General features: G+C 63.3%; 17 protein-coding genes and 1 riboswitch. Of the genes, 5 read left to right on the plus strand and 12 right to left on the minus strand.

Annotation, left to right across the window (positions count from 1 at the left end; translation table 11 throughout):
- Nucleotides 1-77 precede the first annotated feature (77 nt).
- Nucleotides 78-563, minus strand: coding sequence for a peptidylprolyl isomerase (locus tag CAG18_RS09615; protein ID WP_003259610.1), 486 nt, complete (start codon nucleotides 561-563; stop codon nucleotides 78-80).
- Between CAG18_RS09615 and CAG18_RS09620 the strand changes: the two genes are divergently transcribed.
- Both CAG18_RS09620 and pta read left to right on the plus strand, forming a co-directional pair.
- Nucleotides 562-864: a DUF3565 domain-containing protein gene (locus tag CAG18_RS09620; RefSeq protein ID WP_015268965.1), complete on the plus strand. Its 303-nt coding sequence runs from the start codon at nucleotides 562-564 to the stop codon at nucleotides 862-864. The two genes, CAG18_RS09615 and CAG18_RS09620, sit on opposite strands and share 2 nt — an antisense overlap.
- 31 nt (nucleotides 865-895) lie before the next feature.
- Nucleotides 896-2,983, plus strand: a complete 2,088-nt coding sequence (gene pta / locus CAG18_RS09625) for a phosphate acetyltransferase (RefSeq protein ID WP_085720802.1) — start codon at nucleotides 896-898, stop codon at nucleotides 2,981-2,983.
- A gap of 135 nt (nucleotides 2,984-3,118) precedes the next feature.
- Here pta and CAG18_RS09630 read toward each other — a convergent pair whose 3' ends face one another.
- The 10 genes from CAG18_RS09630 to CAG18_RS09680 all read right to left on the minus strand — a co-directional run bounded on the left by CAG18_RS09630 (nucleotide 3,119) and on the right by CAG18_RS09680 (nucleotide 16,209).
- Entirely contained in the window at nucleotides 3,119-3,829 is a 711-nt protein-coding gene (locus CAG18_RS09630; protein ID WP_015268963.1) for an OmpA family protein, read from the minus strand.
- A 108-nt stretch (nucleotides 3,830-3,937) separates the two neighbouring features.
- The gene (locus CAG18_RS09635; protein WP_085720803.1) at nucleotides 3,938-4,582 is read right to left on the minus strand and encodes an MBL fold metallo-hydrolase; all 645 of its coding nucleotides are present in this window, start codon (nucleotides 4,580-4,582) and stop codon (nucleotides 3,938-3,940) included.
- A gap of 18 nt (nucleotides 4,583-4,600) precedes the next feature.
- A complete protein-coding gene (locus tag CAG18_RS09640; protein WP_085720804.1) occupies nucleotides 4,601-4,948 on the minus strand; it encodes a type II toxin-antitoxin system ChpB family toxin in 348 nt (115 codons plus the stop codon).
- Nucleotides 4,945-5,223 carry an AbrB/MazE/SpoVT family DNA-binding domain-containing protein gene (locus CAG18_RS09645; RefSeq protein ID WP_003259615.1) on the minus strand — a complete coding sequence of 93 codons (279 nt, stop codon included), beginning with the start codon at nucleotides 5,221-5,223 and terminating at the stop codon, nucleotides 4,945-4,947. The genes CAG18_RS09640 and CAG18_RS09645 overlap by 4 nt, the downstream gene beginning before the upstream one ends.
- Nucleotides 5,224-5,391: 168 nt before the next feature.
- Nucleotides 5,392-6,084: a sensor histidine kinase KdpD gene (locus CAG18_RS09650; RefSeq protein WP_015268961.1), complete on the minus strand. Its 693-nt coding sequence runs from the start codon at nucleotides 6,082-6,084 to the stop codon at nucleotides 5,392-5,394.
- Nucleotides 6,081-7,688: a tetratricopeptide repeat-containing response regulator gene (locus tag CAG18_RS09655; RefSeq protein ID WP_015268960.1), complete on the minus strand. Its 1,608-nt coding sequence runs from the start codon at nucleotides 7,686-7,688 to the stop codon at nucleotides 6,081-6,083. Before CAG18_RS09655 ends, CAG18_RS09650 begins: the two co-directional genes overlap by 4 nt.
- A gap of 159 nt (nucleotides 7,689-7,847) precedes the next feature.
- Nucleotides 7,848-10,565: a LuxR C-terminal-related transcriptional regulator gene (locus CAG18_RS09660; RefSeq protein WP_085720805.1), complete on the minus strand. Its 2,718-nt coding sequence runs from the start codon at nucleotides 10,563-10,565 to the stop codon at nucleotides 7,848-7,850.
- Between the two features lie 353 nt (nucleotides 10,566-10,918).
- Nucleotides 10,919-12,283: a DUF1329 domain-containing protein gene (locus tag CAG18_RS09670; RefSeq protein WP_013970939.1), complete on the minus strand. Its 1,365-nt coding sequence runs from the start codon at nucleotides 12,281-12,283 to the stop codon at nucleotides 10,919-10,921.
- 25 nt (nucleotides 12,284-12,308) lie between these two features.
- Complete coding sequence (locus CAG18_RS09675) at nucleotides 12,309-14,195, minus strand: DUF1302 domain-containing protein (protein WP_039613806.1); 1,887 nt, start codon at nucleotides 14,193-14,195, stop codon at nucleotides 12,309-12,311.
- A 331-nt stretch (nucleotides 14,196-14,526) separates the two neighbouring features.
- Nucleotides 14,527-16,209 carry a fatty acid--CoA ligase gene (locus CAG18_RS09680; RefSeq protein ID WP_085720806.1) on the minus strand — a complete coding sequence of 561 codons (1,683 nt, stop codon included), beginning with the start codon at nucleotides 16,207-16,209 and terminating at the stop codon, nucleotides 14,527-14,529.
- Between the two features lie 250 nt (nucleotides 16,210-16,459).
- Between CAG18_RS09680 and CAG18_RS09685 the strand changes: the two genes are divergently transcribed.
- From CAG18_RS09685 to CAG18_RS09695, 3 genes are all read left to right on the plus strand, one after another.
- Nucleotides 16,460-17,425 carry a 2-hydroxyacid dehydrogenase gene (locus tag CAG18_RS09685; RefSeq protein ID WP_085720807.1) on the plus strand — a complete coding sequence of 322 codons (966 nt, stop codon included), beginning with the start codon at nucleotides 16,460-16,462 and terminating at the stop codon, nucleotides 17,423-17,425.
- Between the two features lie 54 nt (nucleotides 17,426-17,479).
- Nucleotides 17,480-18,478, plus strand: a complete 999-nt coding sequence (locus tag CAG18_RS09690) for a class I SAM-dependent methyltransferase (RefSeq protein ID WP_015268955.1) — start codon at nucleotides 17,480-17,482, stop codon at nucleotides 18,476-18,478.
- A gap of 39 nt (nucleotides 18,479-18,517) precedes the next feature.
- Nucleotides 18,518-18,657: riboswitch (yybP-ykoY riboswitch) on the plus strand.
- 88 nt (nucleotides 18,658-18,745) lie between these two features.
- The gene (locus CAG18_RS09695; protein WP_085720808.1) at nucleotides 18,746-19,330 is read left to right on the plus strand and encodes a TMEM165/GDT1 family protein; all 585 of its coding nucleotides are present in this window, start codon (nucleotides 18,746-18,748) and stop codon (nucleotides 19,328-19,330) included.
- A 150-nt stretch (nucleotides 19,331-19,480) separates the two neighbouring features.
- Here the strand turns inward: CAG18_RS09695 and CAG18_RS09700 are convergent, their stop codons facing one another.
- Entirely contained in the window at nucleotides 19,481-20,296 is an 816-nt protein-coding gene (locus CAG18_RS09700) for a M48 family metallopeptidase (protein ID WP_013970933.1), read from the minus strand.
- Between the last annotated feature and the right edge of the window lie 48 nt (nucleotides 20,297-20,344).

The following is a 20,344-nucleotide window of genomic DNA, read 5'->3' on the forward strand; positions in this document are numbered from 1 at the left end:
CAAACCGTCCACCTCCCGTAGGAAGGCAAATCGACTTGCCCGAGCGCCTGGCGACTTTCTGAGCTTAGCGCAGAAAATCAGTGGTGATGGCCACCTTCACCGTGGATGTGGCGGTGAGCGATTTCTTCGTCGCTGGCATCACGAACGTTGACCACCTTGACCTGGAAGGTCAGACGCTGGCCGGCCAGCGGGTGGTTGCCGTCGACAGTTACGTCGTCGCCGTCGATGTCGCGGATGGTGACGATCTGCATCTGGCCATCCGGCGCCGAAGCGTGGAACTGCATGCCCACTTCCAGTTCGTCGACACCTTCGAACAGGCTGCGGTTCAGGGTGCTGACCAGCTCGGCCAGGTATTCGCCGTAGGCATCTTCCGGCTCGATGGAAACGTTCAGCTCGTCACCGGCCTGCTTGCCTTCCAGGGCTTTTTCCAGGCCCGGGATGATGTTGCCGGCACCGTGCAGGTAAACCAGCGGTGCACCGCCGGCGGAGCTGTCGATGGTCTCCCCGGCGTCGTTGGTCAGGGTATAGTCGATGGAGACAGCCTTGTTGGCGGCGATCAGCATGGGGCAAGACCTTTTGCAAAAGTATGTAGAGCGGACAAGTGTAACCAAGCCATCGCCCGATTGCGAACGCACCGCGGACGAGCAACGGCCCATCAGTCGGATCACCGGCTTCCACCAGGACGAAGAGGGCCACTGGGTGGCCGAGCTGTCCTGCGGCCACACCCAGCACCTGCGCCACCAGCCGCCGTGGCAGGCGCGCCCCTGGGTGCTCGACCCGGCCCAACGCGCGCAGCGCATCGGCCAGCCTTTCGCTTGCGGCTGGTGCGCACAAGGGGCCGATAGCGCTACCCTTGGCCGTTAATTTCTTGCACCGCTTATTTCGAGAAGCACGCATGCAGACATTTTTCATTGCGCCGACCGATTTCGGTGTCGGCCTGACTTCCATCAGCCTGGGTCTGGTGCGCACCCTGGAGCGGGCCGGCCTGAAGGTCGGCTTCTTCAAGCCGATCGCCCAGCCTCACCCGGGTGACACCGGCCCCGAGCGCTCCACCGAGCTGGTTGCCCGTACCCACGGCATCAAGCCCCCTGTGCCGCTGAGCCTGTCCCATGTCGAGCGCATGCTGGGCGATGGCCAGCTGGACGAGTTGCTCGAAGAAATCATCCGCCTTTACCAGCAAGCCTGCATCGGCAACGACGTGGTGGTGGTCGAAGGCATGGTGCCCACGCGCCACGCCAGCTATGCGGCGCGGGTCAACCTGCACCTGGCCAAGAGCCTGGATGCCGAGGTGATACTGGTATCGGCGCCGGAAAACGAAGTGCTCAGCGAGTTGTCCGGCCGGGTCGAACTGCAGGCCCAGCTGTTCGGCGGCCCGCGCGACCCGAAGGTGCTCGGGGTAATCCTCAACAAGGTGCGCACCGACGAAAGCATGGCGGACTTTTCCACCCGCCTGCGCGAGCACTCGCCACTACTGCGCGGTAACGACTTCCGCCTGCTGGGCTGCATCCCCTACCAGCCTGAACTGAACGCCCCGCGCACCCGCGATGTGGCCGACCTGCTCGGTGCCCAGGTGCTCAATGCCGGCGACTATGAACAGCGGCGCATGAGCAAGATCATCATCTGCGCGCGTACCGTTGCCAACACGGTGCCACTGCTCACCTCGGGTACCCTGGTGGTGACCCCGGGCGACCGCGACGACATCATCCTCGCCGTCAGCCTGGCGGCGATCAACGGCGTCCCGCTGGCCGGCCTGCTGCTGACCAGCGACAGCAAACCTGACGCGCGTATCCTTGGTCTGTGCCGTGGTGCCCTGCAGGCCGGCCTGCCGATCCTCTCGGTCAGTACCGGCTCGTACGACACTGCCAACCAGCTCAACTCGCTGAACCGCGAAATCCCGGTGGACGACCGCGAGCGCGCCGAATTCATCACCGACTTCGTCGCCAGCCATCTCGACGCCGCTTGGCTGCACCAGCGTTGCGGCACCCCGCGTGAATTGCGCCTGTCGCCAGCCGTGTTCCGCTACCAGTTGATCCAGCGGGCACAGCAGGCGAACAAGCGCATCGTCCTGCCGGAGGGTGCCGAGCCTCTGCTCGTTCAGGCAGCAGCCATCTGTCAGGCTCGCGGCATTGCCCGCTGCGTGCTGCTGGCCAAGCCTGAGGATGTCGACGCGGTGGCCCGAGCCCAGGGCATCACCTTGCCACCGGGCCTGGAGATTCTCGACCCAGAGCTGATTCGCGGGCGCTATGTGGAACCGATGGTCGAGCTGCGCAAGAGCAAGAACCTCAATGCACCAATGGCCGAGCAGCAACTGGAGGATCCGGTGGTGATCGGTACCATGATGCTGGCTCTGGACGAAGTGGACGGCCTGGTCTCGGGCCTGGTGCACTCCACCGCCAACACCATCCGCCCGGCACTGCAACTGATCAAGACCGCACCGGGCTCGAGCCTGGTGTCGTCGGTGTTCTTCATGCTGTTCCCCGAGCAGGTGCTGGTGTACGGCGACTGCGTGATGAACCCACACCCGAGTGCTGTCGAACTGGCCGAGATCGCCCGGCAGAGTGCCGAATCGGCGCAGGCCTTCGGCATCGCGCCACGGGTGGCGATGATCAGTTATTCAAGCGATTCGGCCAGCGACGAGGAAGTCGAGAAAGTACGCGAAGCGACCCGCCTGGCACAAGGCGCGGCGCAAGAGCTGCTGATCGACGGGCCGTTGCAGTATGACGCGGCGGCCAACCCGGCGATTGCACGGGACCTGGCGCCGGGCAGCCCGGTAGCCGGGCGGGCGACGGTATTCGTGTTCCCTGACCTGAATACCGGCAACACGACCCACAAGGCGGTGCAACGCAGCACCGACGGGGTCAGCCTGGGACCGATGCTGCAAGGGTTGCGCAAACCGGTGAACGACTTGCCGCGCGGGGCTCAGGTTGACGATATCGTGCATACCATTGCCCTGACGGCGATCCAGGCCAGCGTGGGGGGTTAAAAGCTGGGGCTGCTTTGCAGCCCATCGCCGGCAAGCCAGCTCCCACAGGTACTGCACAAGGCTCAAGGGCTATGCAAATCCTGTGGGAGCTGGCTTGCCGGCGATGGGCCGCAAAGCGGCCCCAGGATTGATGCCTTACTGCTGAACCTGCCCCTGGTCATACTGCTGACCCGGAATCGGCTTCAGGTTCACTTCCACACGGCGGTTCTGCGCACGGCCATTGGCGTCGGCGTTGCTGGCGATCGGCTGGTCCGGGCCCATGCCACGTACAGTGATACGCGAGGCATCCACACCCTGCGAGGTCAGGTAGGTGCTGACCGCCTGCGCACGGCGCTGGGACAGGTCCATGTTGTGCTGGCGGCTGCCAGTGCTGTCGGTGAAGCCGACCACTTCGATGGTGTTCTGGTTGAACTGCTTGAACGAACCAGCCAGGTTGTTCAGCGGCGAGTAGAAGCTTGGCGCGATGTTGGCCGAGTCGGTTGCGAAGGTGATGTTGCCCGGCATGATCAGCTTGATCTGGTCACCCTGGCGCTGCACTTCCACACCGGTATTGGCCATTTGCGCGCGCAATTCGGCTTCCTGCTTGTCGGCGTAGTAGCCATAACCGGCTGCAGCGGCACCCACGGCAGCAGCGCCGATCAGTGCGCCCTTGCCACGGTTGTTGTGGTCGATGGCGGCACCGGCGATAGCACCGGCCAGCGCGCCCAGGCCGCCGTATTTGGCAGTTTTGCTCATCCCGGTGGAGCCCTGCGCCTGCCCTTGGCTGTCATAAGGGTTCTGGCCGGCACAGCCGGTCATCAGGGCAGCGGCGGTTGCGACGATAATCAGACGACGCATGGTGAACATGGACAAGCTCCTACTGAATTCATGAATGCGACAGATCATAAAGGGATCTATGCCAGCCTTGGATTGCATCGGCGCCGAAAAATTCCGTGAAAGTGCCTTCATGTGCCATCAGGCACGCACAAAGGGGTTCTCGCGCATTTCGTCGCCCAGGCGGGTATCAGGCCCGTGGCCGGTCACCACGATGGCCTCTTCGTCCAGCCGGTACAGCCGCTCCCTGATGGAACGGACGATGGCCCGCTGGTCGCCACCCCACAAATCGGTACGGCCAATGCCCCGGCGGAACAGGGTATCGCCGGCGATCAGCAGCTTGGCGTCGGCAAACCAGAAGCTCATCGAGCCTGGCGTGTGGCCTGGCGTATGCAAGGCCACTCCACATCCACAGGCCAGCTCCTCGTCATCCCCCAGCCAGCGGTCTGGCGCGGGTACCGGAGTGTAGGGCACGCCGAACATCTGGCACTGCATTTCCAGGTTGTCCCACAGCGACTGGTCGTCCTTGTGCAGGTGCAGCGTGGCGCCGGTCAGCTCCTTGAGCTTGCCCGAGGCGAGGAAGTGATCGAAGTGCGCGTGGGTGTGGATGATGCTCACCAGCGTCAGCCCGTGGGTCTGCAGGCGGGCCAGGATCTTGTCCGGGTCACCGCCCGGGTCGACGACGATGGCCTTTTTGGTCAGCGGGTCGCCGATCAGGGTGCAGTTGCACTGCAGGGGGCCTACGGGGAAGGTTTCGCGGATGAGCGCTGACGATGGATTCTGCATAGGGAATACGGGAACCGGTTAATCGAAGAGGGTCTGTACGCGAGCCAGTGCATCAAGGATGACGACCTCGGGTACCGACTCTATGCGTTTGGCAAATCTGGCTTCAAGGTCGACTGTGCGCACCTGATTGCAGAGCATCACGCCCTGAGTCTTCGTACCCGCACCGCTGAGCGTGACGGCGAAACCCGCATGCCTGGCAAAATCGCCACCTTGGGTGATCGGCACTACCACAGCCAGGCCTGACGCATTGAACGCAGCGGGAGTGAGCACCAGCGCAGGTCGCCCAGCACCCTGCTGCTCCCGTCCAACAGTCGGATCGAGATTGATGCGGACGATATCGCCCCTGGCGAACTTCACCCGTTTCACACTTCACGCCCTACTGGTGGCATCGCGTTCCAGTCGGCCATGTCCTCTGGCTCCGGTGCATCCAGGTCGCACTGAGCCATCAGCTCTTCAAGGGTGTATTTGGGTTTCGACCTGACGGGTTTGAGCACCATGGTCTCACCCGCGGTGTCCAGGCTCAAGGTAGAGCCGACTCCGAGACGCATCTGCTTGAGCACTGCAGCCGGCAAGCGAATCGCGGCGCTGTTACCCCACTGTTGAATCTTGATCTGCATGAGTATCTCCCAAGGTAGATACATAGTAGAAACCCTCCAAATGATTGCAAGCGAAATGTAGAGACGTCGTATCTACACTGTCATTTGCCCGGTATGGACAAAAGCCCTGCAACCTCAAGAAGGAAATGCCCTACATCACCTTGGGAACCTACTTTCCAGCTGCAAAAATTTGAAACGCAATCCTTGTCAGTTTCAAGGCAAAAACAACCTGAACAACCCACCCCCAAGCGCGCCGCCATTGGAGATCTCGATCCGCCCGCGCACCCCGCCGCTTTCATGCAGTGCCGCGATCCGCGCCGCAAAATACAGGCCAAGGCCGGTACTACCGCTGGTCGAGTCGATACCCTGGATGAATTCTTCCTGGCGTTCGAGCATCCGCTGTGGATAACCCGGGCCGTCATCGTTGACGCAGATGACCAGCTGGTTGTCTGCCTCTTCGATGGTGATCAGCAAGGCATGCGCGGCAAAGCGGGTGGCGTTGGTGATCACGTTGGCGATCACCGAGGCCACCAGCTCGCGGTCGAAGAAGCCCAGCGGGTTGTCGGTGTCGATGCGCCAGGTGGCTAGGATGTCCTTGTGCTTGAGCACTTCCTCGTGTGCCGCCAGCTGGGCTTCGATGAAATCGTCCAGTTCGTGGTAGTCCGGGCACACCGGCAACTGGTTCACGCCCAGTTTGTACAACCCCAGCAACTGCACCAGCATGCCGTTGAGGTGACGAAACTCATGCTCCATCACCCCTTGCTCGGCACCACCGCGCAGCTCCTCGGGCAAGCGCTGCATCCACTGGTTGTGGGACTGGATCAGCGCCGACAGGGAGTTCTTCAGGTCGTGCACGGTGGAGGCGATCACCGTGGAAAAATCCAGCCCCTGGTTGTCTTGATTCATGCGCCGAACACTCGGATGTGCAGTTTGCGGTAGCGGTCGTAGCGGTTGTCGCTGGCGGGGATGCCGGCCACGCTGGTCAGGGCGTCGCGGCACTCCTGCATGATCGCGGGCTGAGGGTTGTCTCCGCCGATGCGCAGCAGCGCCTGGGCAGTGTTGAGGGCGATGCTGATGTTCTTCGGCTGCAAACCCAGCGCCTTGCGGAACAGCTGCAACGCCTCGCCGAGCTGCCCTCCCTGGTAACTGCGCACACCCTGGCGATTGAGGGTGACAGCTTCGGTAATGGCGTTGAGCACGCTGGGGTCGTCCGTCAGCTTGCCGACCCTCTCCATGACCTTGGGGTCGTCGCCATAACTTTCCACACAGCTCTTCAGCACGCCGATGGCAGCAGCTTCCTGCCCCATGGCCTGCAACTGCACGGCAACGGTCAGAGCCGAATCGACCGAGAAGAACTGGTTCATCTTGTCCAGACGCTGGATCGCCTGTTCGGTCAGCTTTGCAGCCGTTTCAGGGTCGCCGGCCTGCTGCAGGCTGGCGGCCTTCATCATGCGGGCACGCACCTGCAGGCCTTGGTCCTCGGGGTTTTCCTTGGCCACTTCGCTGAGTGTGCTGTTGATCTCGACCCGTGTGCGCGCATCCAGGCCAAAACCGGCATTCCTGCTCATCAGCGCCTGCACCAGGCCCAGGTTGTTCTCGGCGTCCTTGTAGCGCGAGCTCTGGCCCTGATTCACCGCATGGCGAAATGCCTTCGAGGCACTCTCGAAGTCTTCGTTTTCCAATGCCAGCTTGCCCAGCGTCGACTGCCGGCGCACCGATAGCGGCGACAGGCGCACGGCTTCTTCAAGCATGTTCTGCGCACGCCTGGTTTCGCCTTGGGCCACCAGCACCTCGGCCATGCCATCGTACAGGCCCGGCATGATCGGGAAGGCCTTGAGCGCCTGCTCGTACACGCCCTGGGCCTGGGCATTCTGGCCACGCTTGTGCATCAGGCTGCCCAACGCCGAGTAGGCCCATGGCTGCGGGCGGCTGGCCAGGATGGCCTTGAGGAACTTCTCCAGTTCCTCGAAGCGGTTGAGGTTGCGCAAGGCATCTGCCCGATAGCGCAGGCACAGCGGGGCCAGGCGTGGGTCGCGCTTGCACAGCTCGGCGCAGGCAGCCAGCACTTCGGCCGGGCGATTGCGGTCCAGGGCCTGCAGGATCGGCTTGAGCAGGGTCTTGCGCTGGTACAATTTCTCGACACGCTGGGCCAGGCCAACTCGGTTGAACGGCTTGGTCAGATAGGCATCAGGCTCGTGCTCGATGGCGCTGAGGACAATGGCCTGGCTGCTCTCGGCCGTGACCATGATGAATATGCACTCATGGCTGATGTGCTTGTCGAGGATCAGGTCTTCGAGCACCTGCTGGCCGTTCTTCTTGCCGTCGCCCAGGTGGAAGTCCTGCAGGATGACGTCATAGCGCTTTTGCGCGCACATGCGCAGCGCCTGCTCGCCGCTGTCGGCGGTGTCCACATCACGCACGCCCAGTTCGCGCAGCATGGAACGGGTCGACGTACGAAAGTCGGTAAAGTCGTCGACGATCAGAAAGCTCTTTTGCCCGTACTGCAGCATCAACACGACCTGCCTTGGAATGATTGAAAAATCGCGCGAGGCGATGCCACCGATAGCTGTATCGGCAGCTGGTCGGGAAAGATGAGGGTAGAGCACTGGCGGCCACGAGCCACGGCCTCGAGCCATCACTTCAACGAGCAAGACCTTGCTGGGCCAATATCACACCAGCAGCCCCAGGGACTTGGCCTTCGCCACCGCCTGGGTACGCCGTTCCACCCCCAGCTTGCTGTTGATATGGCTGGCGTGGGTTTTCACCGTGTGCAGGGAAATGAACAACCGCTCGCTGATCTGCTGGTTGGAACAACCCTGGGCAATCAGCTCGAGCACGGCCAACTCGCGGCTACTCAGGGCTTCGCCGCTGCCGATGCTGGCGCTTGGTATCTGCGGCAGGCGCTTGAGCAACTCGGCCTGCACCGGGCAGGCAGCAACTGCCTGGAGCTGTTCGAGAAGCCACTGCGGGTGCTGCTCCAGCAAAGGCTGGAACGGTTGCAACACGCCGCCCTGGGCTGCCACCAGCAACCGTGGCAACAACTGGGCGGCCTGCTCTTCCCGACCTTCGCCCAGCAACAAGCCAAGCCACTGGCACATGGCACTGACGCTGAGCATCATGCCGCCACTGGCCTGGCCGCGCTCGACCAGGCTGGCCAGGCGTTGCGCCGCGTCGTCGCTACGCGACTGGATACGCTCGAGCGATGCCTGCTGCAAGGCGATGTGCAACGGCAGCAACGGGTGGAACTCCGGGGCCGCCGCCGGTTGCTCGCCGCCATAGGTCTGACCCAGGCGCAGCAGCCAGGACTCGGCCAGGTCGATGCGCCCCTGGGCCAGCCACAACTCGCATTTGACCAGGGTGATCATGGCCAGGTAGTAGACCGGCGGCACATCCCAGATGTGCATCAGCCGCTCGGCCTCGGCCAGTTCGGCAAAAGCCTCGGCAAAGTGCCCTTCCCGGCCATCGAGCGTAGCGATCACGCAATGGCCGATGAGCACACTGATATCACGGCAGGCCCGCGCCTCGCCCAGCCCCGCACGCAAGCGGGCACGGCCCTGGGACGGCTGCAGGCGCGATACCAGCAGGTAGCCTTCGTAAAGCGTCAAGCGGGCGCGCACGGCATACAGCCGCTGTGCCGACAGCCCTTGCAGGCGTTGCAGCCCCTCGCGCACTTCGTCCAGTGCGCGCAACACCTCGCCACGGGCATGCAGCACCCGCGCCCGGTCGTAATGGGCCAGGGCCTCGAACAACGGGTTGCCGACACGCTGGGCCAACTCCAGCGCCTCGCGGTTCCAGCCGCGGGCCCGCCAGAAATCGCCATCGGCTATCGCCAGGTTGGACAGCGTCGACAGGCATACCAGGCGTTGGCCATAACGCTTGCTCGGCAAGCTCTGCAGCGCTTCACCGCAATAGGCCAGGGTGCGCTCGCGATCACCACGGCCACGGGCGATCACACCACTCAGCGCCAGCCACTGGGCCAGCATGGACTTTTGCGCGGTTGCCGAAGGCGCGGGCAGGAAGCGGCTGAGATACCCCGCCAGGTCCTCGGCCGCGTCCAACTGGCACGCCAGGCCCAACGCCCAGCTGTACAGCACGATCAGCCGCGGCGTGCTGATCAGCAGGCTGTCGGGCAGGTCCATCTTCCAGCGCAGCAACATGCCGACGTTCTGTTCGGCCAGCAGTTGCTCCTCGGACAGGCTCTGCACCAGGTCGGCGGCGACATCGAGGTAACCGGCGCGCAGGGCCTGTTCTACCGCTTCGTCCAGCAGTCCCTGGCTTTCGAACCAGCGGCAGGCACGCAACTGCAGGTCGGCCAGCGGCTCGCTGGCCTGGCGGCTGCGCAACAGGTCGGAGAACAGGTGGTGATAGCGGAACCAGTGGCCATGCTCGTCCAGCGGCACCAGGAACACCTGGTGCGCCTGCAAGAAACGCAGGATCGCGGCACTGTCGTGGCGGCCGCGTACGGCATCGCACAGCGGGGCGCAGAAACGTTCCTGGCAGGCCGTTTCGTACAGGAAGGCCTGTACATCGGCGGGCAGCATGTCGATGACTTCTTCCAGCAGATAGTCACGGATCAGGCCCTCGCCGCCATGCAAGGCCTGGGGCAAGGCCTGCTCGTCAGCGGACTCGCTTGCCGCCAGCTGCCAGAAACGCAACCCGGCCACCCAACCGTCGCTGCGCTGGATCAGGTTGTCCAGGGCCTGGCCACGCAGGCCGGTGGGTTGACGGCCGATCACCGCCAGTGATTCTTCGGTAGTCAGGCGCAAGTCCTGCTCGTTGAGTTCGACCAGTTGCCGCGACAGGCGCAGGCGCGCCAGGTGCCAATCCGGGCGTTGGCGGCTGGTGACCAGCAGCACCAGGCCGGGGGGCAGGTGATTGAGGAAGAACTGCAGGCAGCGGTCGAGCACCGGCCCCTGGGCCAGGTGATAGTCGTCCAGCACCAGCAACAAGGGAGTATCGGCTTGCAGGTACAGCGCCAACTCGTCTAGCAGGCCGTCGAGCCATTCCTCGAAGGCGAACGGCTGGTGGCGCTGGCGCATTTTCAGCAGGCCCATGGCCTGGCCGCCCAGCGCCGGGCAGTACTGCTGCAGGCCTTCGAGCAGGCGTTCGAGGAATCGGCCAGGGTCGGCATCCCGTTGGCTCAGGCCCAGCCACAGGCTACGCCAGTGCTCGGGCAGCGCTTCGCAAAATTCGATGGCAAGGGAGCTTTTGCCGAACCCCGCCGGGGCGTTGACCAGTAACAACCGCCCGCCGAGACCGGCTTGCAGCCGCTGACACAGGCGCAGGCGCGGCACATGGCCGTCCGGCAAGGGCGGCCGGAAGAAACGCCCGTCCAGCAGGCCCAGGGCCTGGCTGGTGAATCCATGCGTACGGGACAGATCTGTCATGGCCGGCTCGTTCTGGTTGGAAGACTACGGCGGTATGGATGCTTGCGAGACTAGCGGGTAACGCTACGCATTTGAAGATGATGGGCGCAATTCCACTGGAAAAGACTGCGACAAAAAGCAACATGACTAATGGACAGCGGCTGGGGCGGGGGTTTGGGGAGGTATTCACCAGCTTTATTGCCTGTTCCGGCCTCTTCGCGGGTGAACCCGCTCCTACAGGGATTGCGCAGGCTTCAAGCCCAGTGCAGTACCTGCGGGAGCGGGCGCGCCCGCGAAGGGGCCGGTACAGGAAATAAAAACGCCCCGGGCTAGCCGGGGCGCTCTGAGATGACACGGCGTGACGCGTTTTCAGATCAGCGAATACCCGACTGGCGCAGTGCCGCTGGCTGGAAGTCAGCCTTGCTGGCACTGAAGCCGAAGTCGTAGGCGCGCTTCTCTTCGTTCTTCATGCCCAAGGCCAGGTAACGGCCCGACTGCAGGTCATAGATGGCTTCCAGGGTGTACCACGGGACTTCCACGTTGTAGTACGGCTGGGCATGTGCCTCGGACACGCGCCACAGTTGGCCACGGCCGTCGTACTGGTCAATCACCGCCGCCTGCCAGGTGTCCTCGTCGATGTAGAAGTCACGCTTGGCATAGATGTGCCGCTGGCCCGGCTTGAGGGTGGCGACCACGTGCCATACACGGCGCAGCTCGTAACGGGCCAGGTCCTGATTGATGTGCCCGGCCTTGATGATGTCGGTGTACTTGAGCTTGGGGTCGTCGAGTTTGAAGGCGTTGGACGCGATGTACATCTCCTTCTTGCCTTCCAGCTTCCAGTCATAGCGGTCTGGCGCACCGTTGAACATGTCCAGGTTGTCGGAGGTGCGCAAACCGTCGGCGGCGGTACCCGGGCCGTCGTACGACACTTGTGGTGCCTGGCGTACGCGGCGCTGACCGGCGTTGTAGATCCACGCCTTGCGTGGTTCCTTCACCTGGTCGAGGGTTTCGTGCACCAGCAGCACGGTACCGGCCAGGCGCGCAGGCGCGGTCACTTCCTGCTTGAAGTAGAACAGGATGTTGCCCGGGTTGTTCGGGTCGTAATCCTTCATTCTTTCGCGGAAGACGAACTGGTCGGAGAAGTATACCGGGTTGAAAGAGCCGTTCTGCTGCGGCGTTGCCTGGGTCACCAGACGGCTGACGCTACCGCCCCGGTAGCGGGTGATGTGGTTCCAGATCACCTCCAGGCCGCTTTTCGGGATCGGGAACGGTACAGCCGTGCGGAAGTTGTTCAGACCGTTGCCGCCTTCGACAAGCGTGGTCTTGGTAGCGTTTTCCTTGATGGCAGCGAACACATCGGCCGGCACCGTGGAACCGCGATGGGTCTTGAATACCGGGATCTTGAAGGTGTCCGGATAGCGCTTGAGCATGGCCAGCTGGCCCGGCGAGAGCTTGTCCTTGTACTGGTCGGCGTTCTGCGCGGTGATGGTGAACAGCGGCTTGTCACTGCCGTACGGGTCGGACAGGAAGCCCTTGCCGTCGACGCTGCCCGCGCTCTTGGACAGCGGTTCCCACGGGCCGATCGAGCCATCGGCGTTGCCAGCCTTTTCGGCACCCATCGGAGTCAAGGTACTGCCCAGCTTGGCCGCCTCGTCGGCGGATACTGCTGCCATGACGCTGGTCGCCAGCAGGGACAGGCCCAGCACACCGGCTTGCAGCAGACTTCTGGTCTTGTTCATGTCGTGTCGTCCTGGATCTGAATGCTTAGAAGTTCACGCCGAAGCTGAGCGCGACGAAGTCGCGGTCATCCACGGTGGTGTACTTGCCATCGAAGAAGTTGGTGTACGACAGGCTTGCCGTGTAGGTGTTCTGGTACTCGGCGTCGAGGCCCAGGCTGACGGCCTTGCGGCCTTCCTCGAAGTTGGCGCCAGGGCCCGGCGAATAGCCGGAGACGTCATGCGACCAGGCCACGCTGGGTTTCAGGTTGACCCCGGCAAAGACATCGTTGTAGTCCCAGATGACTCGGGCGCGGTAACCCCAGGAAGTGCTGGTGGTAAAGCCATCGTTCTCGCAGTTGCGGCTCAGGTTGGCGGTGGAGGCACCGGCACCAGCGCCTGCGATGGTGCTGGCATTCAGGGCCTGACAGGTGTTTGCCCCACCGGTGGATGGCAGCGGGCCTGGACCAAACACCGGATCGCGACCGTAGCGGGTATCGTGGGCGCTCTCCAGGCCGCCCACATGGGTGACACCCAGCTCGCCCACCACGGTCATGCGGCTGGCGCCCATTACCTGGTCGAAGAAATGCGTGAGGGTGGTCTGGAACTGAGTGATCTCCTTGCGGCGATACCCGTGCAAGTCCTGCCCCGGCGTACCGGTCAGCAGCGAAGCGTTGCTCAAGGCACCGCCAATGGGGCGGACCCCGGCGAACAGGATATCCGTGGTATTCAGTTGCACCGGTGCGTTGGGGCGGTAGCTGAGTTCGCCGCTCCAGGCGGTCCCGGTGGGCAACGTGGTAGAGAAGCTCAAGCCATAAAGGCGGATGTCCTCGGGGTATTCGACGAAGTACTCGGAGTTACCTGCCACGATCAGCGGTGCCAATGCGCGCAGCTGTGCAGGCAATGCGCTCAGGCCGGCGAACACTGAAGGCGCGGCCCCGGTAGCACTGAAGATTGGCGCACGGCTGTGGTAGTTCATGAAGTAGGCGCCAAACTCGGTGTCCAGCGGCTCGAACATGTAGCGCATTGCCACGCCAAACTGGCCGCTGTCACGCGCATCGCGGTCGGCGCCGCGGCGCACCATTACCCCTTCCTCATTGATGTCCACGCCACGGGTGGCAAGGAATTGCTGCGCCGCCCCCGGCACTGTGCGACTGCTGTTGAGCACGCGCAGGTTGTCGGTACAGCCGTCGGCAATGATGTCTGGCTGGGAGAAGAAGGTGCCGCAGTTGTCGACGACCGTCTGGTCCCATTCGATCTGGTAGAAAGCCTCCGCCGACAGGTTGTCGGTCAGGCTCTGCGAAATGTAGAACATGTTGACCGGAATCAGGCCTTCCTTGATCTCGGCCCCCGGGCGGCGGAACGCCGACACGTCGATCGGGTTGATCGAGTTGATGCCGCCACCGATGAAGGTACTTTCACCCCAGCTCACCACCTGCTTGCCCAAGCGCACCGAGCCTGGCTGATCGCCGATGGAGTAGTTGTGGTAGACGAATGCGTCGAGCAGTTCGGCACCGGACGATTTGGCGCCTTCCTTGCGGTTGGAGTCGCTGATGTCCTTGAACTCGCGGCCTTCGTCCTTCAGTTCGAAGTCGTACCAGTACTTGCCGCGGACGAACACACCGGTGTCGCCGTACTTGAGCTCCAGGTCATGGATACCCTTGAAGATCTTGGAGAAGGTTTCGCCCTTCTTGAAGTTCAGGTGGCCATCGTCGGATGTCTGCGACAGGCCCTTGCCGCCGTTGTTCACCCCGATCAGGTTCTTGTTCGGGTTGGCCGTCGACCAGCTGGCGCCGATGGAGAGCGACGAGTCGAACTGGCCTTCGATTTCACCAATGTTGAAACTGACAGCGAAAGCAGGACTTGCGAGCGTGGAAGCAAGGCTGACGGCCAGGGGCAACTTGGCCCGGCGCCAGAACAGGTTTGCAGATTTCATCGACGCTACTCCATGTACTTTTTTTGTTATGGCAGTGAGTCCTTTCAAGAACGGCCCGAGCGACCGGCTTGCAGGCTTGCGCCCGCGGCGACACGGCTTGCGCATGTCGCCTCCCCCATTCCTGAAAATCCCCTGGCCCCGACTATAGCCAGCAAGGCACAGGCGCTTGATCCCTCTAAAGTGTGATTTGCGCTCCGTGCGACCAACTCGCTGCCATGTTGCCCCGGCTGCGCGCTGGCAGTGCTAAAGGATGGCGTATTTCTGCCGTTTGGCAAGGTTCCACCTCTCTAGCATGCGGGTCGCGCGCTGCACTGCGCGACCCGCATGGCGGTTACAGCGTGGAGAGGAACGCGCTGTTGCTGGCCTGCCACTGGACGATGTCCTGGCGGATGCGTTTCTTGTCGAGCTTGCCGACACTGGTCTTGGGAATTTCGGTAACAACGGCGATCTGGCTTGGAATCGCCCACTTGTTGATGTGCCCTTGTTCGACGAACGGCTTGAGGTGTTCCTTCAGCGCCTTGGCGTCGATGACCTGGTCTTCGCGCACCACCAGCAGGGCAAACGGGCGTTCACCCCACTGCGGGTCGGCCACCCCTACCACCGCCACTTCGCGCACGGCCGGGTGACGGCTGATCAGGTCTTCGAGGTCGAGCGAGGAAATCCACTCGCCACCGGTCTTGATCACATCCTTGATACGGTCGCGGATGTCGATATAGCCCATGCCGTCGAGCGTGGCGACATCACCGGTGTGCAACCACCCGCCCTGCCACAGCTCTTCGCTCTTTTCCGGTTCCTTGAAGTAGCCCATGGTCAGCCATGGCGCACGCAGTACCAGCTCGCCCTGGGTTTCACCGTCGGCGGGCAGGAAGTTGCCGTCGCCGTCGACGATGGCCGCCTCCACCAGCGGCACCGGCACGCCGGCCTTGATGCGGTAAGTGACGCGCTCATCCTCGCTGCCGGCCTGCAGTTCGTCGTTAAGGTGGGCGGCGGAAATCAGCGGGCAGGTCTCGGACATGCCATATGCGGCGGTCAGCTGGATGCCGCGTGCCAGGGCGACCTGGTACAACGAGCGGTTGAGTGCGCTGCCGCCGATGATGATCTTCCAGCCGCCGAAGTCCTGACCTTGGGAGGTCGGGCAGTTGAGCAGCATCTGCAGGATGGTCGGCACGCAATGGGAGAAGGTGACCTTCTCTTCGCGCCACAGTTTGACCAGCATGTCCGGCTCGTAGCGCCCCGGATACACCTGCTTCATGCCGAGCATGGTGGCGGCGTAGGGAATGCCCCAGGCGTGCACGTGGAACATCGGCGTGATGGGCATGTACACGTCGTTGCTACCCAGCAGGCGCACGCTGTCGATGCTGCCAGTCACTGAAGCTTCGGCCAGGGTGTGCAGCACCAGTTGCCGATGAGTGAAGTACACACCCTTGGGGTTGCCGGTGGTGCCAGTGGTGTAGAAGGTGGTGGCCACCGAGTTCTCGTCGAAGTCCGGGAAATCGTAGCGCGGGCTGGCAGCGGCCAGCAGTTGCTCGTACTCGCCCACCAGGTTGGGCAGCTCGGCTGACTTGTCCGGGCCGTCGGTCAGCAGCACGGTCTTGTCGACGGTGGTCAGTTGCCCGGCGATGGCCTGGTACAGGCCGACGAAGTCACTGTTGACCAGCACCACGCGGTCTTCGGCGTGGTTCATGGTGTATAGAATCTGCTCGGGCGACAGGCGCACGTTGATGGTGTGCACCACCGCACCGATCATCGGGATGGCGAACATGCATTCCAGGTAGCGGTGGCTGTCCCAGTCCATCACCGCCACGGTGTCACCGGCCTTTACCCCGGCTTCGGTCAGCACGTTGGCCAGGCGCGCGATGCGCTCGTTGAGCTGGGGGTAGGTCAGCCGCATCTGGTCTCGGTAGACGATTTCGCGGGTCTTTTCATAGCGGCTGCCAGACATCAGCAGTCGCTTGATCAGCAGGGGGTAGGCGTAGGCGCCCTCGGCGGGCTTGATGATGCGGGTCTGCAACATGGGTATCCCTTTTCTGGAAAGCGGGCCGGACAAGTCTGAGAACTACTGTAGTTCGCCAATGTGACGGCTAAATCAGCCGAAGGAATGATTTGCGTGATGAAGGTATGAGTGGCGGGCGTTGACGGGCGGCAAGGTTGAACTAGACACTGCGGCGGCAGCTTCAGGTTATGTGGTGAAGCTGATGGCCTATTCGCGGGTCAACCCGCGAATGGCCGCGACACCGAAATCCCGCCCAGCCTCGGAGAACTTCATGCCCAGCCCGCGTCGCGCCGTGTTTCTCGATCACCAGTCCCTGGACCTGGGCGATCTCGACCTCTCGCCCCTGAAGCAGCAGTTCGACGAGTTCGAACTGTTCGCCGCCACCCGTCCTGAGCAAGTCGCCGAACGCCTTCAGGGCGCGGTAGCGGTGGTCAGCAACAAGGTCATGCTCGACGCCGCGACCCTGGCCGCCAGCCCGCAACTGAAGCTGATCCTGGTGGCCGCCACCGGCACCAACAACGTCGACCTGGCGGCCGCCCGCGCCCAGGGCATCACCGTGTGCAACTGCCAGGGCTACGGCACACCGTCCGTCGCCCAGCACACCCTCGCCCTGCTACTGGCACTGGCCACCCGCCTGTGCGACTACAACCAGGCGGTAGCCGACGGCCAGTGGGCCAAGGCCAGCCAGTTCTGCCTGCTGGACTTCCCCATCGTCGAGCTGGAGGGCAAGACCCTTGGCTTGCTCGGCCACGGTGAACTGGGCGGCGCGGTGGCGCGACTGGCCGAAGCCTTCGGCATGCGCGTGCTCAGCGGGCAGATCCCCGGCCGCCCGGAACGCGCCGACCGGTTGCCGCTGGACGAGTTGCTGCCGCAAGTCGACGCCCTGACCCTGCACTGCCCGCTGAACGAACACACCCGACACATGCTCGGGGCCCGCGAACTGGCGCTGCTCAAGCCAAACGCGCTGGTGGTCAACACCGCCCGCGGCGGCCTTATCGACGAGCAGGCGCTGGCCGACGCCCTGCGCAGTGGCCACCTGGGCGGTGCCGCTACCGACGTGCTGAGCGTGGAGCCACCGATCAACGGCAACCCGCTGCTCGAGCCCGGCATCCCGCGCCTGATCATCACCCCGCACAGCGCCTGGGGCGCGGTAGAGTCGCGCCAGCGCATCGTCGGCCAGCTCAGCGAGAACGCCCAGGCTTTCTTCGCCGGGCAGCCACGCCGCGTGGTTAGCTGAGCCCGACGCCCGCCTCTGCTAAACTGCGCCACTTTTTTCCAGGAGGCGTCGTCCATGGACCCGCGCAGTGAAGTGTTGCTCCGCCAGGCAGAGCTTTTCCAGAGCCCGCTGCTGCTCGCCGGCGCCCCCGCCGACAGCCTGCTAGGCCAGTTGCCCAATGCCCAGGCCTGGACCTGGCATGCGGGCGACCAGGCCATGCTCGAAAGCCGCTTCGCCGGGCGCAGCCACTATGCGGTGGAGCCCCCTGAAGTGACTTTCGACAGCGCCGTGCTGTTCCTGCCCAAGTCCCGCGAACTGGCCGCCTACCTGCTCAACGCCCTGGCCTCGCGCCTGGCGGGCCGCGAGCTGTACCTGGTCGGCGAGAAACGTGGTGGCATCGAGGGTGCGGCCAAGCAGCTGCAGGCCTTTGGCAAGCCGCGCAAGCTCGACAGCGCCCGCCATTGCCAGCTGTGGCAGGTGACCATCGAGCACGCGCCAGAGGCCAAGCCCCTGGAAAGCCTGGCCGAACGCTTCGAGCTCAGCCTGGAAGACGGCCCGCTGCAAGTGGTCAGTCTGCCCGGTGTGTTCAGCCATGGCCGCCTCGATCGCGGTACCGCCCTGCTGCTCAAGCACCTCGACGGCCTGCCGAGCGGGCATGTGCTGGACTTCGGCTGCGGTGCCGGGGTGCTGGGCGCCACGGTCAAACGCCGTTATCCACAAAACCGGGTGACCCTGCTGGATGTGGATGCCTTCGCCGTGGCCGCCAGCCGCCTGACCTTGGCCGCCAATGGTCTGGAGGGCGAAGTCATCAGCGGCGACGGCATCGACGCGGCGCCGACCGAGCTGAGCCTGATCCTGAGCAACCCGCCGTTCCACACCGGGGTGCACACCAACTACCAGGCATCGGAAAACTTGCTGAAAAAATCAGCCGTTCATCTGCGAAAAGGTGGCGAAATGCGCCTGGTTGCCAACAGCTTCCTGCGCTACCAGCCACTGATCGAAGGGGCGCTGGGCAACTGCCAGGTACGCGACGAGGCGGACGGTTTCCGCATCTACCAGGCAACACACGGATAAAAACAGCGCTTGCCGAAAGCGTTTAGTCTAGGCAGAATCCGCACCGTCCTAGGGGAGTAGTCTCCCGCGAGCGCCCAGCTCGCCCGGTACGCGTCAACATACTTGGTCCACAGACCATGGCGCGTGCGACCCACCATGCCAGCCTGCATGGCGAGATCCGCATAGACGGATCCAGGGTTTGACAAGACCTATGACACGCACACCTTACCCGGGGCGGGGAGGCTGTACGTGTCATAGCCGTGTCGACCCGCCCCCGTAGGAATCCTGATGCTGGAATCTTTGCTGGTCCCCACCGCCATCGTTGCCCTAGCCGAAATCGGCGACAAGACGCAATTGCTCGCGCTCATACTCGCTGCCCGCTTCCGCAAGCCCTGGCCGATCATCGCCGGCATCATCGCCGCCACCCTGGCCAACCATGCCGCGGCTGGTGCCGTGGGCGCCTGGGTAGGCAGCTTCTTCAGCGACTCGGCACTGCACTGGATCCTGGCTGCGAGCTTCACCGCCACTGCCCTGTGGACCCTGGTTCCGGACAAGATGGATGACGACGAGAACCCGGCGCGCCGCTTCGGGCCGTTCCTGACCACGCTGATCGCGTTCTTCCTGGCTGAAATCGGTGACAAGACCCAGGTCGCCACGGTAATGCTGGCAGCACAGTACCCGTACCTGATCATGGTCATTATCGGTACCACCCTGGGCATGCTGATTGCCAACGTGCCGGTGGTTTTGGCGGGTAACTTCGCGGCGGACAAACTGCCGCTGACGCTGATCCGTCGCCTGGCGGCTACGGCGTTCTTCGTGCTGGCGATCGTGGCCGTGTACTCGGCGATGCAAGCCAGTGGCTGGGTGAGCTAACCCGAAAGGCGACAGGCTGACGCCAAACCTGTAGGAGCAGCCTTGCGCTGCGAAGAGGCCGGTACAGGCACCAGGAAATGTGGTGCTCTTACCGGCCCTTTCGCAGCACAAGGCTGCTCCTACAAGGGGTAAGCATCTGGAAGTCGGGGCTTACTTCTTGGCCGCCTGATACAGCGGCATCACCTTCGGAATCGCCGCCTGCAACGAAGCAATGCGGCTCTGGGAAGCCGGGTGAGTGCTCATGAACTCAGGCGGCGCGCCCTCGGAAGCCTGGCTCATCTTGTTCCACAAGGTGATCGCGGCATTCGGGTCGTAACCGGCACGCGCCGAGAGCTCCAGGCCGATCAGGTCGGCTTCGTTCTCGTTGGCCCGGCTGTTGGGCAGGGTCATGGCATAGTTCACCACGGTATCGGCCATGGCCATGCTGCCCTGGCCGAGGCCAAACAGGGCACCGGCGCCCTGGCGCGCCATTTCCACGCCATACGCCTTGGACATCGCCTCGCGGCTGTGCTCACGCAAAGCGTGGGCGATCTCGTGGCCCACCACCGCAGCAATTTCCGCATCGGTGAGCTTGAGCTGATCGATCAGGCCGGTGTAGACGATGATCTTGCCGCCCGGGCCGCAGTTGGCGTTGAGCTCGTCGCTCTTGATCACGTTGACTTCCCAGTTCCATTGCGCGGCATCCGGTCGGAACTTGGGGGTCTGGGCGATCAGTCGGTTGGCAATTACCTGCACACGCTTGGCATCTGCGCTGGACTTGTCGAGCACGCCTTTGTTCGATGCTTCACCCAGGGTCTGCTGGTACGACTGGGCGTACATCTGGTTGACCTCATCGGTCGAGAGCATGCTGAACATGTACTGCTGGCGCTCGACGCCGACAGCACCGCCGCTGGTGGTATTAACCGCCTGGCAGCCGGCCAGCAGGATGCCAGCACTCAACAGGCTGACGACAAAAGACTTACGCATGAAAACACTCCCTTTTTACATGCGCCGTATCGTAGGCCGAGTCGCTTG

It is taken from the genome of Pseudomonas sp. B22(2017), from assembly GCF_002113105.1.
GTDB lineage: Bacteria > Pseudomonadota > Gammaproteobacteria > Pseudomonadales > Pseudomonadaceae > Aquipseudomonas > Aquipseudomonas asiatica.

Coding starts and splice junctions, on each gene's coding strand:
- CAG18_RS09620 (WP_015268965.1), top strand. CDS start 562: ATGGGGCAAGACCTTTTGCAAAAGTATGTAGAGCGGACAAGTGTAACC.
- CAG18_RS09615 (WP_003259610.1), bottom strand. CDS start 563: ATGCTGATCGCCGCCAACAAGGCTGTCTCCATCGACTATACCCTGACC.
- pta (WP_085720802.1), top strand. CDS start 896: ATGCAGACATTTTTCATTGCGCCGACCGATTTCGGTGTCGGCCTGACT.
- CAG18_RS09630 (WP_015268963.1), bottom strand. CDS start 3,829: ATGTTCACCATGCGTCGTCTGATTATCGTCGCAACCGCCGCTGCCCTG.
- CAG18_RS09635 (WP_085720803.1), bottom strand. CDS start 4,582: ATGCAGAATCCATCGTCAGCGCTCATCCGCGAAACCTTCCCCGTAGGC.
- CAG18_RS09645 (WP_003259615.1), bottom strand. CDS start 5,223: ATGTATCTACCTTGGGAGATACTCATGCAGATCAAGATTCAACAGTGG.
- CAG18_RS09650 (WP_015268961.1), bottom strand. CDS start 6,084: ATGAATCAAGACAACCAGGGGCTGGATTTTTCCACGGTGATCGCCTCC.
- CAG18_RS09655 (WP_015268960.1), bottom strand. CDS start 7,688: ATGCTGCAGTACGGGCAAAAGAGCTTTCTGATCGTCGACGACTTTACC.
- CAG18_RS09660 (WP_085720805.1), bottom strand. CDS start 10,565: ATGACAGATCTGTCCCGTACGCATGGATTCACCAGCCAGGCCCTGGGC.
- CAG18_RS09670 (WP_013970939.1), bottom strand. CDS start 12,283: ATGAACAAGACCAGAAGTCTGCTGCAAGCCGGTGTGCTGGGCCTGTCC.
- CAG18_RS09675 (WP_039613806.1), bottom strand. CDS start 14,195: ATGAAATCTGCAAACCTGTTCTGGCGCCGGGCCAAGTTGCCCCTGGCC.
- CAG18_RS09680 (WP_085720806.1), bottom strand. CDS start 16,209: ATGTTGCAGACCCGCATCATCAAGCCCGCCGAGGGCGCCTACGCCTAC.
- CAG18_RS09685 (WP_085720807.1), top strand. CDS start 16,460: ATGCCCAGCCCGCGTCGCGCCGTGTTTCTCGATCACCAGTCCCTGGAC.
- CAG18_RS09690 (WP_015268955.1), top strand. CDS start 17,480: ATGGACCCGCGCAGTGAAGTGTTGCTCCGCCAGGCAGAGCTTTTCCAG.
- CAG18_RS09695 (WP_085720808.1), top strand. CDS start 18,746: ATGCTGGAATCTTTGCTGGTCCCCACCGCCATCGTTGCCCTAGCCGAA.
- CAG18_RS09700 (WP_013970933.1), bottom strand. CDS start 20,296: ATGCGTAAGTCTTTTGTCGTCAGCCTGTTGAGTGCTGGCATCCTGCTG.